At 54.3% G+C, this 17,971-nt stretch carries 15 protein-coding genes and 1 pseudogene; 1 reads left to right on the forward strand and 15 read right to left on the reverse strand.

From position 1 onward, the window contains the following. The first annotated feature begins 2 nt into the window (after positions 1–2). Positions 3–530: a DUF721 domain-containing protein gene (locus tag HP572_RS16410; protein ID WP_240583772.1), complete on the forward strand. Its 528-nt coding sequence runs from the start codon at positions 3–5 to the stop codon at positions 528–530. Positions 531–548: 18 nt separating this feature from the next. Here the strand turns inward: HP572_RS16410 and lpxC are convergent, their stop codons facing one another. From lpxC to rsmH, 15 genes and pseudogenes are all read right to left on the reverse strand, one after another. Beyond that, complete coding sequence (lpxC, locus tag HP572_RS16415; RefSeq protein ID WP_039278868.1) at positions 549–1,466, reverse strand: UDP-3-O-acyl-N-acetylglucosamine deacetylase; 918 nt, start codon at positions 1,464–1,466, stop codon at positions 549–551. A gap of 104 nt (positions 1,467–1,570) precedes the next feature. Then, on the reverse strand, positions 1,571–2,722 hold the full coding sequence (gene ftsZ / locus HP572_RS16420) for a cell division protein FtsZ (protein WP_005975217.1): 1,152 nt from the start codon (positions 2,720–2,722) through the stop codon (positions 1,571–1,573). Positions 2,723–2,790: 68 nt separating this feature from the next. Further along, positions 2,791–4,047: a cell division protein FtsA gene (ftsA, locus tag HP572_RS16425; protein ID WP_010298002.1), complete on the reverse strand. Its 1,257-nt coding sequence runs from the start codon at positions 4,045–4,047 to the stop codon at positions 2,791–2,793. 59 nt (positions 4,048–4,106) lie between these two features. Further along, a complete protein-coding gene (gene ftsQ / locus HP572_RS16430; protein WP_371745282.1) occupies positions 4,107–4,949 on the reverse strand; it encodes a cell division protein FtsQ in 843 nt (280 codons plus the stop codon). Position 4,950: 1 nt separating this feature from the next. Then, positions 4,951–5,871, reverse strand: coding sequence for a D-alanine--D-alanine ligase (locus tag HP572_RS16435; RefSeq protein WP_205551690.1), 921 nt, complete (start codon positions 5,869–5,871; stop codon positions 4,951–4,953). Then, positions 5,864–7,341 (reverse strand): annotated as a pseudogene (murC, locus tag HP572_RS16440) (UDP-N-acetylmuramate--L-alanine ligase). The gene HP572_RS16435 and the pseudogene murC overlap by 8 nt, the downstream one beginning before the upstream one ends. Before the next feature lie 62 nt (positions 7,342–7,403). Beyond that, entirely contained in the window at positions 7,404–8,495 is a 1,092-nt protein-coding gene (murG, locus tag HP572_RS16445; protein ID WP_240583773.1) for an undecaprenyldiphospho-muramoylpentapeptide beta-N-acetylglucosaminyltransferase, read from the reverse strand. Then, complete coding sequence (ftsW, locus tag HP572_RS16450; protein WP_010298016.1) at positions 8,492–9,694, reverse strand: cell division protein FtsW; 1,203 nt, start codon at positions 9,692–9,694, stop codon at positions 8,492–8,494. The genes murG and ftsW overlap by 4 nt, the downstream gene beginning before the upstream one ends. After that, positions 9,694–11,010, reverse strand: coding sequence for a UDP-N-acetylmuramoyl-L-alanine--D-glutamate ligase (murD, locus tag HP572_RS16455; protein WP_240583774.1), 1,317 nt, complete (start codon positions 11,008–11,010; stop codon positions 9,694–9,696). Before murD ends, ftsW begins: the two co-directional genes overlap by 1 nt. Positions 11,011–11,013: 3 nt before the next feature. After that, on the reverse strand, positions 11,014–12,096 hold the full coding sequence (mraY, locus tag HP572_RS16460) for a phospho-N-acetylmuramoyl-pentapeptide-transferase (protein WP_010298023.1): 1,083 nt from the start codon (positions 12,094–12,096) through the stop codon (positions 11,014–11,016). Further along, a complete protein-coding gene (murF, locus tag HP572_RS16465) occupies positions 12,090–13,451 on the reverse strand; it encodes a UDP-N-acetylmuramoyl-tripeptide--D-alanyl-D-alanine ligase (protein WP_240583775.1) in 1,362 nt (453 codons plus the stop codon). Before murF ends, mraY begins: the two co-directional genes overlap by 7 nt. Next, on the reverse strand, positions 13,448–14,935 hold the full coding sequence (murE, locus tag HP572_RS16470) for a UDP-N-acetylmuramoyl-L-alanyl-D-glutamate--2,6-diaminopimelate ligase (protein WP_205551699.1): 1,488 nt from the start codon (positions 14,933–14,935) through the stop codon (positions 13,448–13,450). Before murE ends, murF begins: the two co-directional genes overlap by 4 nt. Beyond that, on the reverse strand, positions 14,922–16,685 hold the full coding sequence (locus HP572_RS16475) for a peptidoglycan glycosyltransferase FtsI (protein ID WP_010298031.1): 1,764 nt from the start codon (positions 16,683–16,685) through the stop codon (positions 14,922–14,924). Before HP572_RS16475 ends, murE begins: the two co-directional genes overlap by 14 nt. Before the next feature lie 23 nt (positions 16,686–16,708). Next, a complete protein-coding gene (gene ftsL, locus HP572_RS16480) occupies positions 16,709–17,029 on the reverse strand; it encodes a cell division protein FtsL (protein WP_039470042.1) in 321 nt (106 codons plus the stop codon). Continuing rightward, on the reverse strand, positions 17,026–17,970 hold the full coding sequence (gene rsmH, locus HP572_RS16485) for a 16S rRNA (cytosine(1402)-N(4))-methyltransferase RsmH (protein WP_201877950.1): 945 nt from the start codon (positions 17,968–17,970) through the stop codon (positions 17,026–17,028). Before rsmH ends, ftsL begins: the two co-directional genes overlap by 4 nt. Position 17,971: the final 1 nt, after the last annotated feature.

The raw sequence follows: 17,971 nt of genomic DNA on the forward strand, positions 1-17,971 counted from the left end.
CTATGCGTGATAGCCGCCCACAATCACTGGAATTTCTGTTTGATAGCGCATCCATGTCGGGTAAAGGCCCGCTACAAGATGTGCAACAGCGCGCTATCGCCTTATTAAAACTCAACCGTGCCGTACGCGGGTTACTGCCTGCACCGTTGCACCCATGGTGCCGCGTCGCTAATTACCGGCAAGGTTTACTGATACTGGAAACCGCCAACGCCAGTTGGCTGATGCGGTTACGTTACGAACAACCTGCGCTGCTCTCTGCATTGCGCGCACAAATACTACCATCATTGGCTTCAATCGACATCAGGATTAATCCAACGCTTGCCGCAAAAGGGCATGAAATCATGAAAAATAGTGACATTACGCCGACGGAAAATACCGATGACAAACCGTTGCGTCAGTTGAGTGAACAAAGTGCGGAAACATTGAGGACGTTAGCAGGCAATAGCCCGGAAAAACTCAGAAAGATATTAGAACGACTGGCTTCATTGGCCGGAGAGAGTACCAATAAAACCAGTCGTAATAAGAAGTGATTACTTCAACTTCAAGCGTTACGCCAGCACGATAGACGGTGCTTTAAACGCCAGCGGCATTTCAGCTTCGTCTTCAAAGGTCACGTATTCCCACGCTTCCTGATTCGCCAGCACAGCCTGCAACAGTTTGTTGTTCAGTGCGTGTCCAGACTTAAACGCAGAGAACGCACCAATGATGTTGTGGCCACACATAAACAGGTCACCGATGGCATCCAGCATTTTATGGCGGACAAACTCATCTTCAAAACGCAGACCGTCTTCGTTCAGTACGCGGTAATCGTCAACAACGATGGCACAATCCATACTGCCGCCCAGGCACAACCCACGAGACTGCAAGTATTCGATATCGCGCATGAAGCCAAAGGTACGCGCACGGCTGATCTGGCGAACAAACGCATCAGCGGAGAAATCCAAACGATAGCGCTGGTTGCCCGCATCAATCGCCGGGTGGTTGAAGTCGATAGTGAAATCCAAGCTGAAGCCGTTAAACGGTTTCATCTCGGCCCACTTGTCGCCATCTTCAACGCGAACGGGCTGTTTGATACGTACGAATTTCTTGGCACAATTCAGCTCTTCGATACCGGCATCTAACAGCAGGTAAACGAACGGGCTGGCGCTGCCATCCATAATTGGAATTTCTGGCGCGTCAACATCAATGACAATATTGTCAATGCCCAACCCTGCAAGCGCAGCGTTAAGATGCTCCACCGTAGAAATACGGACGTCATGCTCATTAACCAGGCAAGTACAGAGCATGGTATCACGCACGGATTTTGCATCAGCCGGAAAATCAACCGGGGGATTCAAGTCTGTGCGGCGATAGATGACCCCGGTATTTGCCGGTGCAGGACGCATGGTCAACGTGACCTTCTTGCCGGTATGTAACCCGACACCAGTCGCCTGAACAATACGTTTTAATGTACGTTGTTTGATCATCATTTTATCTCGCATGTTACTGAACCTACCGACCTAGTATACACCAGGCTCGGTGGCACAGTTTAGCACAAAGAGCGGAGATTCCAACGTTATCTGGCAGCAAATTAGTCTGCCTGCTTACGCAGAAACGCCGGGATATCCAGATAATCTGGCTCTTTATTCGTCTGCGGATTCTGGTCGTTAACCACTTTAGCAGCCGGTTTTTCCTGCGCCAGTGGCGTCATACCGTGTTGCTGATAACGATGATCCATCACAGGCTGGCTGGCCTGCTTGTTCGTCACCAGAGTAATCTCAGGACGCTTGTCCATGCCAATACCCGTCGCAACAACCGTGACACGCAGTTCATCATTCATTTCCGGGTCAAGCGACGTACCGATTACCACTGTCGCATTATCGGACGCGAATGCACGGATGGTGTTACCAACCGTCTCGAACTCATCCAGACGCAGGTCAAAGCCCGCCGTGATGTTGACCAACACGCCACGCGCGCCAGACAAATCGATATCTTCCAGCAGCGGGCTGGAGATCGCCATTTCAGCCGCTTCTTCTGCACGGTCTTCACCACGCGCAACACCGGAACCCATCATGGCATAACCCATTTCGGACATCACGGTACGCACGTCTGCAAAGTCGACGTTCATCAGGCCTGGACGCGTGATCAGCTCGGCAATACCTTGCACCGCGCCTTTCAGCACATCGTTTGCCGCGCCAAATGCGTCCAGCAGGGAGATACCACGTCCCAGTACTTTCAGCAGCTTGTCGTTTGGAATAGTGATCAGCGAGTCGACGTGCTTAGACAGCTCGGCGATACCCTGCTCTGCAAACGCCATACGCTTTTTGCCTTCAAAGTTGAAAGGCTTGGTCACCACAGCAACGGTCAGAATGCCCAGGTCTTTTGCGACTTCAGCCACAACTGGCGCAGCACCGGTACCTGTACCACCGCCCATACCTGCGGCGATAAACACCATGTCCGCACCTTCCAGTGCTGAACGCAGTGCTTCACGATCTTCTTCAGCCGAATTACGGCCGACTTCAGGGTTAGCGCCTGCACCCAGACCTTTCGTGATGCCACTACCGATCTGAATCGTCTGGCCAACAGCCGTTTTGCGTAATGCCTGCGCATCCGTGTTGACCGCGAAGAATTCGACGCCTTCGATGCGCTCACGCACCATGTGTTCGACGGCATTACCACCGCCGCCACCGACGCCGATGACTTTAATCACCGCGTCGTTGGTTAATTCCATTGGTTCAAACATAATTTCTCTCCGTTTGTGCCTGTAACTGCGAGATCATAAAACTGTGCCAGGTGATCTCTTTGATAAAATTAAAATTCTTTCCTCAACCAGCTGTTGATTCTCTTGAACCAGTTGCTCACTGAGGCACGTTTTTCGACTTCATGCTCACCACCCAGATGAGATTCTTTTCCGTAATGCAGCAACCCAACCGCCGTTGAGTAATAAGGCTCTTGGGCGTAATCCGTCAGCCCTGTTATATTCATTGGTTGTCCAATACGCACCTGTGTATGGAACACACGCTGCGCACAGGCCGCCAGACCGTCTATTTGCGCGGCCCCGCCCGTCAGCACGATCCCTGCTGCCAGATGGTGTTTCACGCCTTGTTGACGCAACTGCTCCTGCAACTGTAAAAGTTCATCGTTCACCAAGTTCAACAGCTCGGTGTAACGTGGTTCAATCACTTCCGCCAATGTCTGTCTTTGCAGACTGCGGGGTGGACGTCCTCCAACGCTCGGGACTTCCACATTCTCATCTTTGCCGACGATCGCGCCTAGTGCACAACCGTGACGCACCTTGATCGCTTCCGCATCCGTCGGCGGCGTACCAAATGCGTAAGCAATATCGCTGGTAACCACATTGCCCGCATACGGAATCACTTTAGTGTGTCGCAATGCGCCACCGGTATAGACCGCGATATCCATTGTACCGCCGCCAATATCAACGACACACACGCCCAGCTCACGTTCGTCTTCAGTCAGAACAGCATAACTGGAAGCCAGTCCCGCAAAAATCAGCTGGTCGACCTTTAAGCCGCAGCGTTCAACGGCTTTAACAATATTCTTCGCCATATCGTTATGGCAGGTTATCAGGTGGACTTTCGCCTGCATGCGCACGCCGGATAAGCCAACCGGGTTTTTAATCCCTTCCTGATAATCGATCGCGTACTCTTGTGGAATCACATGGAGAACACGATGTTCATCACGCACGCGCACGGATTTAGCGGTATGCACCACGCTTTCCACGTCATCCTGCGTAACCTCTTCTTCTGAAATAGGCACCATCCCTATTTCATTCTGGCAGCTGATGTGTTTTCCCGAGAGCGCCAGATACACGGAAGAGATCTGGCAGTCTGCCATTAACTCAGCCTGATCAATAGCGCGCTGAACACATTTAACGACCGATTCCAGATCGTTTACGCCGCCTTTATCCATACCGCGTGACGGGCAACTGCCTACGCCAATAATGTTGACCATGCCATCGGGCAGAACTTCCCCTACCAGCGCAGCCACCTTTGCTGTACCGATTTCCAGCCCAACTACCAGTTTTCTGTCCGTCGACTTGATCATTGTTGTTTAGCCTGTGCCTGTGCCTGTTTCTGGTTACTGTTCTGTTGCTGATCAATGTCTTAGTGCTGACCAACTCGTTGCCGATCACCGTGTTGTTGTTGATCACCCTGTTGTTGATCAAGCAAAGCTGGAGCCCAACCTATCGCAGCCCCGCTGTCGTACCGCAAATCCACATGGCTGATACGTTTGTTTTCGCTCAGAGCCTGCCGCTGCAACAGCGGATACAGCTCGATAAAGCGTTGCAGACGTTTGGCCCTATCGTCCCGCCCCAATTCAAGGCGAGTATCATCGTCTAATCCTAGTTGCCACGAATGCCGCGCACTCATCGCCACCATTTTTAACGTAAACTTCCCGGCGGCCAGCGTCTGATTCATTGTGCGATAGCCTTCCAGCACTTCTGCTTCACTGCCTTCCGGGCCATACAGCAGCGGCATCTTGCGATTGCCAATACGTTCGGCGGGTACACTGAACGAATTTCCTTCTGCATCAACCATTAGCTGGTCATTCCAACGCGCTACCGGAACATATTCAACCAGATGAATCTTTAATTCGTCCGGCCACTGCTTGCGCACGCTAGCCTGTTTTATCCACGACAGACGCTCGATCTGCTGCTGGATCACGTTCACATCCTGTGTCATGAACGTTCCCGGCGACCCCAACGACAAAATAGCCTGACGGATATCGTCGTTGGTGGTGTACTGCCTTTCCCCTGTCACTGCCATGCGGGAGAGCGGTAAGCGGCTGGCATCTTTCATCCACCCCACGACCATCCAGCTTCCCCAGACGATGGTCCCTATCACCATCAGCAGGAAAATCATCCCTGCCAATTGGCCTCCATTACTGCGACGTGTTCCCTTCGTTTCAGGCTCTCGTCCGCGTGTATTCAGCGCTGCCTGCGACATATCAGCCAGCGAGCTCTAAAATTTTCACGACCAGTTGCGAGAAAGTCAGCCCACGTTGGCGCGCAGCCATAGGAACCAGGCTGTGGCTCGTCATCCCCGGAGACGTATTCACTTCAAGCAGATAGAAGGCACCGTCGCTATCCAGCATAAAATCGACGCGTCCCCATCCGCTACAGTCCACCGCACGATAAGCCGCCATCGCCAGTCCTGCTAACGCCTGCTCTTGCTCGTCCGGCAAACCACTCGGACAAAAATACTGCGTATCATCCGATAAATACTTCGCTTCATAATCGTAAAACGTACCCGCAGGCTGAATACGAATAGAAGGCAATACTTCATCGCCCAGGATAGCCACCGTATACTCTGGGCCGCTCAGCCACTTCTCGATCAGAATATCGTCATCGTGACGGAATGCTTCTTCCAGTGCCGCAGGCAGTTCGCTCAGCGTATTCACTTTGCTCATCCCCACGCTGGAACCTTCACGGCTTGGCTTGACGATCAGCGGCAACCCGAGATGAGTGAATTTCGCCAGCAGCGCGTTTGCCGCCGTTTCTGAATATTGGCGACGATCCAGCGCTACGTATGGCGATACGGGTAATCCCACAGCTTGCCATACTTGTTTGGTGCGGAGTTTGTCCATCGTCAGTGCCGATGCCATGACGCCGCTACCGGTATAAGGCAGCCCCAGGAATTCCAGAACGCCCTGCAATGTACCGTCTTCGCCACCACGACCATGTAAGGCGATGAAAATTTTGGTGAAACCTTCTTCTTTTAACGTCGTCACAGAGACGTCACGGGTATCAACCGCATGCGCGTTGATGCCCGCTTCTTTCAGGCCAGCCAAAACCGCCTGACCGGAAAGTAACGACACTTCACGTTCGGCAGAGGTTCCACCAAGCAATACAGCAACTTTCTCAGTCATGATGTTCCTCATTCACTCATCTGTGGCTGTAATCTGGAATCAGCCAGTTTACGCGCCAGTTTACCGATGTTGCCGGCGCCCTGAACCAAAATCAGGTCTTCACCTCGCAGCGCCTGTGACAACAGTTCCGGTAAAGTATCCACATCCGTCACCAGAATCGGATCAATCTTACCTCTTCCGCGAATCGTACGGCACAGCGAACGGCTGTCCGCGCCTGGAATCGGCGACTCTCCAGCGGAATACACATCCAGCATCAGCAGTACGTCAACCTGCGATAACACGTGTGCGAAATCGTCATACAAATCGCGGGTTCGCGTATAGCGATGCGGCTGAAAAATCATGACCAACCGCTTATCTGGCCACCCGGCGCGGGCAGCTTTAATCGTGGCATCGACTTCCGTCGGATGGTGGCCGTAATCATCCACTAACATCGCCGTACCGCTTTGACCATTCACTAGCTCATAGCGGATATTCACCGAGAAAATCAAAGCGGCGACCCGTACCCTGAAAACGCTCAAGCGCGCGCAGAATCGCCTCGTCATCAATGCCTTCATCGGTCGCTACTGCAACCGCTGCTGCCGCGTTGAGCGCATTGTGACGCCCCGGAGCATTCAGCGTGACAGTGAGCAGCGGTTTGTCTTTCCGCTCCAGCGTGAAATGCCCTTGCGCGCCAGTCTGGTGATACCCTGAAATACGCACATCAGCATCGTCGCTAAAACCATACGTGATAATATGACGACCCACGCGCGGCAGCAGCTCACGGATTACCGCATCATCAATACACATCACCGCTTGCCCGTAAAACGGCAGGTTGTGCAGGAAATTGATGAACGTCTGCTTCAGGTTTTCGAAATCACCCTGATAGGTGTCCATATGGTCAGCTTCGATATTGGTCACAATCGCCACCATCGGCTGCAAATGCAGGAAAGACGCATCGCTTTCATCTGCTTCCGCAATCAAGTAGCGGCTTGAGCCCAAACGCGCATGCGTTCCCGCCGCCTTCACCAATCCACCATTCACAAACGTCGGATCCAGTCCCGCTTCCGCGTAAATACTGGAGACCATCGCCGTTGTTGTCGTCTTACCGTGCGTGCCCGCAATCGCAATACCGTGACGAAAACGCATCAGTTCCGCCAACATCTCGGCACGACGGATCACCGGAATACGTGCGTCATGCGCGGCGACAATCTCAGGGTTATCCGCAGTAATCGCACTCGACACCACCACCACGCTGGCGTTCAGAACGTTCTCCGCACGGTGATGGAAGTAAATCTGCGCGCCAAGTTCAGTCAACTGCTGCGTCACCGCATTCGGTGCCAGATCGGAACCGCTAATTTCATAACCTTCGTTGGCCAACACTTCGGCGATACCACCCATGCCAGCACCGCCGATGCCGACAAAGTGTATGTGCCGGACGCGATGCATCTCGGGCACGATTGAACGTAGTTTCGCCAGTTGTTGAGTATTCACTTTATTCTATCGCTACCTTGTAGCGTCGTCGCACAGCCTTATGTCCGACAACGTTGTATTAATTAACCATGAGCCACATGTGTGGCCCGACTGCCTGCCGCTGCACTGACTTCCGCCGCAACCCGGTCGGTTGCATCTGGAATGGCCACTGCGCGGGCTTTTTGTGCCATTGTCAGCAAGGTTGCGCGATCCCAACCGGATAGCACCTCGCTAACAGCCGCCACGTTGAACTGTGGCTGCTCAATAATTTTTGCCGCGCCTGCTTTTTCCAGCGGCAGCGCATTCCAGTACTGCTGCCGATCTTTATGCTGGAACGGGACAAACAGCGCCGGTAACCCAGCCGCCGCAATTTCACTGACGGTCAATGCGCCGGAACGGCACACCACCACATCCGCCCAGGCGTAAGCGGCCGCCATGTCATCAATAAATTCGGTAATCTTGTGCTGCGTCTGCCCAACATCCTGATAGGCCTGTTGAACGGTTGATAACGCCCCTTTACCAACCTGATGCCAAATCGTCACGCGATCGCCCAGCTGTGCCGCCACGCCGGGTAGCGTTTGGTTCAGCACTCTTGCGCCCTGACTACCACCGACAACCAGCACCCTCACAGGGCCTGAGCGATCGGCTAATCGTGTTTCCGGCGCAGGCAATGCCAGCACATCGGTTCTGACTGGGTTCCCCACAACATCTGCTTTAGGAAATGCGCCCGGAAATGCCTGCAATACCTTTTTGGCGATATGGGATAACCAGCGATTGGTTAGCCCTGCAATACCGTTCTGCTCATGTAGGACGACCGGAATACCGCACAGCCAGGCAGCCAAGCCACCGGGGCCGGAAACGTAGCCGCCCATACCCAGCACCACATCAGGCTGGTAACGGCGCATAATCGCGCGAGCCTGACGCACTGCCTGAAAAATACGAATCGGCGCGCTTAACTGCGCCCGAATGCCTTTACCACGCAAGCCAGAAATGCGGATAAAATCAATTTCGATACCATGCTTAGGCACCAAATCGGCTTCCATACGATCCGCTGTACCTAACCAGCGAACCTGCCAGCCCTGCGCCATCAGGTGGTGCGCAACCGCCAGCCCGGGGAAGACATGCCCGCCCGTACCGCCAGCCATCACCATCAAACGCTTGCCTTCGCCACTCATCGGGCACCTCTCGTAAACGCCTGCGCTTTCGTCAGACGCGTTTCAAAATCAATGCGTAACAGCAACACGATCGCCGTCGACATAATCAGCAAGCTGGAACCGCCGTAACTGATCAGCGGCAACGTCAGCCCTTTTGTCGGTAGCATCCCCGCCGCCGCGCCTACGTTCACCAGCGTCTGAAAGCTGAACCAGACACCAATCGAACACGCCAGAAAGCCCGAAAAACGCTGATCGATCTCCAGCGCCCGCTTCCCGATAGACATCGCGCGAAAAGCGACGAAGAATATCATTAACAACGCTAAAACCACACCGATATAGCCGAGTTCCTCACCTAAAATAGAGAAAATGAAATCGGTATGTGCTTCCGGCAAATATTCCAGTTTCTGTACTGAATTCCCGAGCCCTTGCCCCCAGAATTCACCGCGCCCAAATGCCATCAGGGACTGCGTTAACTGGTAGCCGCTGCCAAACGGATCGTCCCATGGATTCCAGAACGACGTCACGCGGCGCATACGGTAAGGCTCAGCGACAATCAGCAGGCCAACGGCAAACACGCCACAGCCGATGATCGCCAGAAACTGCCACATCTTGGCGCCAGCCAGAAACAGCATCGCCAGAGTCGTAATAAACAGTACAACCACGGTACCGAGGTCAGGCTGTGCCAGCAGCAGCACCGCCAACACCACCATCACGCCCATTGGTTTGCAAAAGCCCCAGAAGTTATTTCGCACTTCTTCAACTTTGCGCACCATGTAGCTGGACAGGTAACAAAACAGCGCCAGCTTGGATAATTCCGCAGGCTGAATACGCAATGGCCCCAGCGAAATCCAGCGGGATGCACCGTTGACCGAGCTTCCCACCGCCAGCACCACCAACAGCATGACCATCGCGAGCAATAACAGCACCGGGCTGTAGCGCTGCCATATCTCCATCGGCACACGCAGCGTGATTAACGACAAGCCAAATGCCAACCCCAGATAAATCGCATCGCGCTTCGCGAACAAGAACGGGTCGCTGGCAAGGCGCTGCCCAACAGGCATAGAAGCCGACGTCACCATCACAAAACCAATCACAGCCAGCCCAAGCGTCAACCACACCAGCGTTCTGTCGTACAGAACCACGCTGAGCGTATCGCTTTCGCGCGTTCCCATCACCCAGCTCTTGATGCGCTCGATAAACGCCAGCCCGAAGAACCGCATCAGCCTAACTCCTCCGCCAAACGAGCGAATTCATCGCCTCGCTGTTCAAAACTGCGGAACTGATCCAGGCTGGCGCAGGCTGGCGACAGCAGCACCATATCGCCCGGCTGAACGCGTTTGGCGATGATGCGCATCGCCTGTTCCATCGTTTCTGTCTGCTCGGCAATTTCCGGGCGCAGCGCAGCCAGCTGTTGCCCATCCTGACCGAAGCAGTACAAATGAATGTGCTCGCCCTGCAAATACGGCACCAGCGGCGAGAAATCGGCAGATTTGCCGTCACCGCCTAACAGCAGGTGCAGTGTGCCTTCTACCGCCAAACCGCTCAATGCGGCCTCGGTGCTGCCCACATTGGTGGCTTTAGAGTCATTGATCCACCGCACACCATTACGCTCAAAGGCCATTTGAAAGCGATGGGGCAGTCCGGTAAATGACGTCAACGCCGTCAGCGCAGACGCACGTGGAATCTTCACTGCATCAGCCAGCGCCAGCGCTGCCAATGCATTGGTATAATTGTGCTGCCCGACCAGCTTGATTTCACGAGTATTGAGCACACGTTCACCGTCCACCCGCAGCCAGGTTTCTCCCTGCTGGCGGTTAAGATGATAATCACCAACATCGACGCCGAAACTGCGGCAGCGCGCATCCGCACCGCGAACCGGCATGGTCAGCGCATCGTCAGCATTCACAACACACAAATCCGCGTGTTCATAAATACGCAATTTCGCCGCCCGGTACTGCTGTAGACCAAACGGGTAACGGTTGGTGTGATCTTCCGTCACGTTCAGAATGGTTGCAGCAGCGGCGTGCAGGCTACTCGTCGTTTCCAGTTGGAAACTCGACAGTTCCAGCACATAAAGCTGAGCAGGCTGTTCAAGCAGTTGCAGTGCAGGTAGTCCGATGTTGCCCCCCACGCCCACCTGCCAGCCTGCGGCACGCGCCATTTCACCGACCAGCGTCGTCACCGTGCTTTTACCGTTAGAACCAGTAATCGCTACAATCGGTGCTTGCGCTTCACGGCAGAACAGTTCGATATCGCCAACGATCTCAATGCCAGCGTCGGCAGCGTCACACAGAATTGGCGTCGCCAACGCAACACCAGGACTGGCGACGATCAAATCTGCGTTCATCAACCAGTCTTCATTCAGGCTACCGAGGTGTCGTTCCACCTGCTCCGGTAGCTTATCCAGACCCAGCGGACTGATACGGGTATCCACCACGCGCGGTACGACATCGCGCGCGAGAAAGAAATCAACACAGGAGAGACCGGTCAGGCCCAACCCGATAATGACGACTTTTTTACCCTGATAGTCCACCATGTCTTACCGTACCTTCAGCGTTGCCAGGCCAATCAGCACCAGCATCAACGAAATAATCCAGAAGCGCACAATCACGCGCGGTTCCGGCCAGCCCTTAAGTTCATAATGATGATGAATTGGCGCCATGCGGAAAATCCGCTGCCCGCGCAACTTAAAGGACCCGACTTGCAGAATCACCGACAGCGTTTCGACCACGAAGACGCCGCCCATAATCACCAACAAAAACTCTTGGCGCAGCAGGACCGCAATAGTCCCTAGCGCGCCGCCCAACGCCAGAGAACCTACGTCCCCCATGAAGACCTGCGCCGGATAGGTGTTAAACCACAGGAACCCAAGCCCTGCGCCCACAATCGCGGTACAGACGATCACCAGTTCACTGGCATGACGGATATACGGAATATGCAGGTAACCGGCAAAATTCATGTTCCCCGTTGCCCATGCCACCAGTGCAAAACCCGCCGCAACAAACACAGTCGGCATGATGGCCAAACCATCCAGGCCATCGGTCAGGTTTACCGCATTACTGGTGCCGACAATCACAAAGTAGGCAAGCGCAACATAGAGCAGGCCCAGTTGCGGCATCACGTCTTTGAAAAACGGCACAACCAGCTGCGTGGCTGGCGTATCTTTTCCGATGGAATACATGGTGAAAGCCACCACGAGCGCAATCACCGACTGCCAGAAATATTTCCAGCGGGCAATCAGCCCTTTGGTATCCTTACGAACCACTTTGCGGTAATCATCGACAAAACCGACTGCGCCATAGCCTGCTAACACCAGCAGTACGCACCAGACATACGGGTTAGACAGATTCGCCCACATCAAAACGGAAACGATAATCGCCACCAGAATCATCACGCCACCCATCGTCGGGGTTCCGCGCTTACTGAAATGTGATTCTGGCCCTTCGTTACGCACAACCTGCCCAATCTGCAAACGCTGCAGCCAGGCAATCATGTGCGGCCCCATCCATAAGGAAATAACCAATGCGGTCAGCAGGCTGACAATGGCGCGGAACGTCAAATAAGAAAAGACGTTAAAGCCGGTATAAAGTTTGGCCAAATGTTCGGCCAGCCATACTAACATTGAGCATTCTCCTGTAATGCATGTACAACCTGCTCCATCGCAGCACTGCGTGAGCCTTTGACCAATACGCTGATGACGTTATGTTCTGACATCAGCACCTTCAAACGTGAAACCAGCGCGGCTTTATCCTGAAAATGCTCACCATTGCCACTGGCAGTGCCGATCAATTCACTCAACGTTCCCACACTCAATACGCGATCAATGCCCGCAGCACGCGCCGCTTCGCCCACTTGACGATGGCACTCAGGGGCTTCATCCCCCAGCTCGCCCATATCACCAACGACCATCACACGGTAGCCCGGCATCTCTGCCAGCACCTGTGCCGCTGCCGTCATTGAACCGACATTCGCGTTGTAGCTGTCATCCAGCAGCAGCTTGTCTTCAGACAAGGTAATCGGGAACAACCGCCCCGGCACCGCCTGAAGCTGAGATAATCCGACTTTAACGGCTTCCAGCGTCGCTCCGACGGACATCGCCAGAGAAGCCGCAGCCAGTGCGTTCGAAATGTTATGACGACCCGGTAAAGGCAGCAGAACCTGCGTTTCACCAAACGGGGTATGCAGCGTGAAACGCGTGCCTTGCGCCAAAACATCTACGTCGCTGGCAAAAAAATCGATATCGCAAGCAGCCTGCGGTGAGAAACGCCAGACGGTTTTATGATTCAGCATGACCTGCCAGTGCGGGAAATCGTTGCTATCTGCATTCACGATCGCTACGCCGTCTGCTGGCAAACCAGAAAATATCTCACCTTTCGCCTGCGCCACGCCGGCCAGTGAACCAAAACCTTCCAGATGCGCGGCGGCCAGATTGTTGACCAGCGCGCTTTCCGGCCGCACCAGATCGGTGGTATAGGCAATCTCACCAATGTGATTTGCCCCCAGCTCAATCACTACGAACTGGTGTTCCGCCGTCAGACGCAACAGCGTTAGCGGCACACCGATATCGTTGTTGAAGTTACCGGCGGTATACAACACGGAACCACACTGGCGCAGAATTGCCGCCGTCATCTCTTTAACTGAGGTTTTGCCGGAAGAGCCTGTCAGGGCGACAACACGCGCCGTTGACTGCTGACGAACCCAGGCACCTAATTGGCCCAGCGCCAGACGCGTATCGCTCACCAGCAGTTGCGGCACATCGATAGGTAAGTGCTTACTGACTAAAAGAGCCGCCGCGCCGCCTTTTACCGCATCAGCAGCGTAATCATGCGCGTCGAATTTCTCGCCTTTCAGCGCAACAAACAGGCAGCCAGATGTCAGCTTACGCGTATCGGTTGAAACATCTTCAATATCAATATCATTGCCAATCAGCTGCGCATTCAGCACCGTGGCAAGCTGCTGCAAGGAGACGCGAATCATGCAATCACCCCCAGCAGGCGGGCAACGGTGATGCGATCGGAATAATCGAGACGCTGATTGCCCACCAGTTGGTAGTCTTCGTGCCCTTTACCCGCAACCAGCACCACGTCATTTTCCTGCGCCTGCATGATTGCGCTAGTGACCGCTTCAGCACGTCCGTGAATCACCTGAACGCGTCCGGCATCCAACAGCCCGGAGAGAATATCGGCAACAATGGCCTGAGGCTCTTCACTGCGCGGGTTATCATCGGTAACCACAACGCGGTCGGCTAGTTGTTCTGCGATACCGCCCATAAGTGGGCGCTTACCTTTATCACGATCGCCACCACAGCCAAACACACACCAGAGTTTCCCCTGACAGTGTAAGCGAGCAGCTTCAAGCGCTTTTTCCAGCGCATCTGGTGTGTGGGCGTAATCCACAACGACCGTTGGCTTTGCTTCAGCATGGAAAACTTCCATGCGGCCACATACCGGTTGCAACTGAGAACCCGCGATAACCAATTTATCAAGCGGATAGCCGAGAGACAGCAGCGTTGCCAGCGCCAGCAGCATATTGCTGACGTTAAACGCGCCCATCAGGCGGCTTTCAATTTCGCCATGTCCCCAGCTTGAATCAAACGCGATCGTGGCACCATTGTCGTGATAATCAATCTGTGTCGCTTTCAACCAGCGCCCACGGCAGCCGGGGACCAGATTGTTCTCCATAGTGACAGCAACCGCGTCCGGCAGCTTCGCCAACCAGCGCAGCCCTACCTCATCATCAGCGTTGATAATCATCTGCCCAACACGATGCTCGGCGAACAGCGCCCATTTGGCTGCTTCGTAGCTTTCCATATCGCCATGGTAATCAAGATGATCGCGGCTCAGGTTAGTGAACACCGCCGCCGCGAACGGCAATGCAGCCACACGATGCTGCACCAGGCCGTGGGAGGACACTTCCATGGCGGCGAACGTCGCACCTTGCTCGACCAGTTGGCTCAGCACCTGCTGAACATCGACAGCAGATCCTGTCGTATTCTCTGTCGGAATCGCCCGACCTAATAGGCCATTGCCTACGGTGCCCATCACGGCACTCGTTTCGCCTAATGCCTGACTCCACTGTGCCAGAAGCTGAGTCGTCGTCGTTTTTCCGTTGGTTCCCGTTACGCCAATAAGCTGTAACTTTTCCGCAGGCTGCTGGTAAAAACGGCCTGCCAGCGCAGACAGTCGCTGGTTCAGATTGCTGAGATACACCACTGGCACACCGTGCATTTCGCGAACGGTGCCATCAGCGGCCTCACCTTCAGCTTCGGCAACAATCGCTGCTACGCCTTGCGCAATTGCCTGCGGGATATAGCGCCGTCCATCTGCTTTGTGCCCGACAATCGCGACAAACAGATCCCCGGCAGCCGCAACGCGGCTGTCTAATGTCATTTCCCGCAGCGCGCGCGCCGGAGTGTCTTGCACCCACGGCGCAAGTAAATCGCGCAAATTACGATCTGCCACCTGATCCCTCTTCTCTATTAATTACAAACTCGTTTTTGTCGCCTGTCGGCAACGCATCCGGTTCGATATTCATCGTACGCAGAACGCCGCCCATGATGGCGCCAAAGATTGGCGCAGAAACCGCGCCGCCGTAGTACTTCCCTGCCTGCGGATCGTTAATCACGACAACCAGAGCAAAACGTGGGTTACTGGCTGGAGCCACACCCGCCGTATAGGCAATATATTTATTGATGTACTTACCATCCGGGCCAACTTTCTTGGCCGTACCGGTTTTAATCGCGATACGATAACCTTTGATGGCCGCCTTGGTACCGCCGCCGCCGGGCAGCGCTACACTTTCCATCATGTGCACCACGGAACGCACCAGCGCTTCAGGGAAGACACGCTCGCCTGGAACCGGTGGATCAACTTTGGTAATCGACAGCGGACGGTAAATACCGAAACTGCCGATCGTGGCGTAGACTCGCGCTAACTGTAACGGTGTTACCATCAGCCCGTAGCCGAAAGAGAAGGTGGCCCTCTCTATGTCAGACCACCGTTGTTTTTGAGGGTATAAGCCACTGCTTTCTCCGACCAACCCCAAATTGGTCGCTTTTCCTAATCCAAAGCGCGCGTAAGTATCTACAAGCGCAGAGGAAGGCATCGCTAACGCCAGCTTAGACACGCCAACGTTACTCGACTTCTGAAGCACGCCCGTCAGCGTCAATTCGCTATAGCGCGCCACGTCTTTGATCTCATGGCCATTGACGTAGTACGGCAGGGTGCTGAGTACACTGTTTTCTTTCACGACACCGCGCTGTAGCGCCGTCATCACCACCATCGGTTTAACGGTAGAGCCGGGCTCGAAGATGTCGGTAATCGCGCGGTTACGCATAATGTCTTGCGGCGTACCCGCCAAATTGTTCGGGTTATAAGACGGGCTATTCGCCATTGCCAGCACTTCGCCCGTATTCACATCGACCAGTACGGCCGTACCTGACTCAGCTTTGTTAAAGGCAACTGCGTTATTGAGTTCACGGTAAACCAGCGCCTGCAGACGCTCATCAATACTGAGCGCTAGATTGTGTGCAGCCTGGCTGTCAACGGAGGAGATATCTTCAATCACGCGGCCAAACCGGTCTTTGCGCACGGTTCGCTCACCGGGTTGCCCGGTCAGCCAGCGGTCAAAACTTTTCTCAACGCCTTCAATGCCCTGTCCATCGATATTGGTGAAGCCAATGAGGTGAGAGGTCACTTGTCCAGAAGGATAGTATCGGCGAGACTCCTGCCGCAGATTGATGCCCGGCAGCTTCAGCTTATGGATATATTCACCAATGGCTGGGTTCACTTGACGAGCCAGATAAACGAAGCGACCTTTAGGGTTAGCGTTGATCTTGGTTGCCAACTGATCCAACGGAATATCGAGCGCATCAGACAGGGCTTTCCAACGCGTATCCAACGTAATGCCGCCACGATCGTTCACTTCTTTCGGATCGGCCCAGACGGCATTCACCGGCACGCTGACGGCCAAAGGACGGCCTGCACGATCGCTTATCATGCCGCGTGCCGTTGGCACTTCCTGTACGCGCAGAGAACGCATATCCCCTTCGCGCACCAGTTTGTCTGGGTTGATGACCTGAAGATAAGCCGCACGCGCCATCAAGCCAACCATCGCAAGCAGGATACAGCCGCAAAGCAACGCAAAACGCCAGCTAACAAAGCTGGCTTGATCTTCCTGGCGCTTTAACTTTCCTGTACGGGCTGCTTTCATGCTTAGCTGGTTGCCTATTTAGTTCATTGCTTAACCACAATGTTTTCCTGTGACGGATCAACGTGCCCCATTTGCAGTTTTTCCGTCGCGATCCGCTCCACGCGGCTATGATCCCCTAGTGAGTTTTCCTCCAGGATCAGGTTTCTCCATTCGATATCCAACGCATCACGCTCCAGCAGAAGCTGTTCGCGTTCTGCTGTCAGCAGGCGTGTCTTATGCGCCGTGGTGACCACAAAGACCGCAGAAACCAGCACGGCAATCAGCAGCAGCACCGGGAGCTTTGCATTACGCAGCAAATCCTCACCGATGACGCCGACTAGAGTATGCCGCTCGTTACCGATCACGCTGGCAGTCTCTCAGCGAAGCGCAGAACAGAACTGCGCGCGCGTGGGTTTTCCGCAACTTCTGCTTCCGAAGGCATCATTTTCTTGCCGACAGCTTTTAACGTCTGTCCGCCCTGGCTGCGCAACTGCTCTTCAGTTAACGGCAGGCCAGCCGGCACCTGTGGCCCACGGCTCTGATGGCGAATAAACCGTTTCACAATCCGATCTTCTAACGAGTGGAAGCTAATCACCGACAGACGTCCCTGCGGAGCCAATACGCTCAGTGCACCTTCTAGCGCACGTTCGATCTCTTCCAATTCGCTATTGATGTAAATGCGGATCGCCTGAAAACTGCGCGTTGCCGGATGCTTATGCTTTTCTCTAATTGGGCTGGCGGCAGCGATCAATTCAGCGAGTTCTTTTGTCCGCGTCATCGGGTCGAGACGATTACGCTCCACAATGGCGCGGGCAATACGCTTGGCAAAACGCTCTTCGCCGAACGTTTTCAAGACCCAGACAATATCGTCAGCTTCCGCTTTCATCAGCCATTCCGCGGCGGACAAGCCACGCGTCGGATCCATACGCATATCCAGCGGGCCATCGCGCATAAATGAGAACCCGCGCTCCGGGTCATCAAGCTGAGGGGAAGAAACGCCAAGATCGAGCAGAACGCCATCGATCTGCCCAGTGAGTCCGAGTTCCGCAACATACTCCGCCATCGCGGAAAACGGCCCGTGAATAATAGAGAAACGAGGATCGTCAATCGCCTTGGCGGCTTCAATTGCCTGAGGATCGCGATCGATAGCTAACAGACGTCCTTCCGGCCCCAGTTGGGAAAGAATCAGACGAGAATGACCACCACGGCCAAATGTGCCGTCGATGTATATGCCGCCGCTGCGAATGTTCAGGCCATTTACTGCCTCATCCAGCAGGACGGTGGTATGTTTATAATTTTCCAGCATG

Origin of the sequence: Pectobacterium sp. PL64 (assembly GCF_022477975.1) — a bacterium.
GTDB classification, from domain to species: domain Bacteria; phylum Pseudomonadota; class Gammaproteobacteria; order Enterobacterales; family Enterobacteriaceae; genus Pectobacterium; species Pectobacterium jejuense.

Coding starts and splice junctions, on each gene's coding strand:
- HP572_RS16410 (WP_240583772.1), top strand. CDS start 3: ATGCGTGATAGCCGCCCACAATCACTGGAATTTCTGTTTGATAGCGCA.
- lpxC (WP_039278868.1), bottom strand. CDS start 1,466: ATGATCAAACAACGTACATTAAAACGTATTGTTCAGGCGACTGGTGTC.
- ftsZ (WP_005975217.1), bottom strand. CDS start 2,722: ATGTTTGAACCAATGGAATTAACCAACGACGCGGTGATTAAAGTCATC.
- ftsA (WP_010298002.1), bottom strand. CDS start 4,047: ATGATCAAGTCGACGGACAGAAAACTGGTAGTTGGGCTGGAAATCGGT.
- ftsQ (WP_371745282.1), bottom strand. CDS start 4,949: ATGTCGCAGGCAGCGCTGAATACACGCGGACGAGAGCCTGAAACGAAG.
- HP572_RS16435 (WP_205551690.1), bottom strand. CDS start 5,871: ATGACTGAGAAAGTTGCTGTATTGCTTGGTGGAACCTCTGCCGAACGT.
- murG (WP_240583773.1), bottom strand. CDS start 8,495: ATGAGTGGCGAAGGCAAGCGTTTGATGGTGATGGCTGGCGGTACGGGC.
- ftsW (WP_010298016.1), bottom strand. CDS start 9,694: ATGCGGTTCTTCGGGCTGGCGTTTATCGAGCGCATCAAGAGCTGGGTG.
- murD (WP_240583774.1), bottom strand. CDS start 11,010: ATGGTGGACTATCAGGGTAAAAAAGTCGTCATTATCGGGTTGGGCCTG.
- mraY (WP_010298023.1), bottom strand. CDS start 12,096: ATGTTAGTATGGCTGGCCGAACATTTGGCCAAACTTTATACCGGCTTT.
- murF (WP_240583775.1), bottom strand. CDS start 13,451: ATGATTCGCGTCTCCTTGCAGCAGCTTGCCACGGTGCTGAATGCGCAG.
- HP572_RS16475 (WP_010298031.1), bottom strand. CDS start 16,685: ATGAAAGCAGCCCGTACAGGAAAGTTAAAGCGCCAGGAAGATCAAGCC.
- rsmH (WP_201877950.1), bottom strand. CDS start 17,970: ATGCTGGAAAATTATAAACATACCACCGTCCTGCTGGATGAGGCAGTA.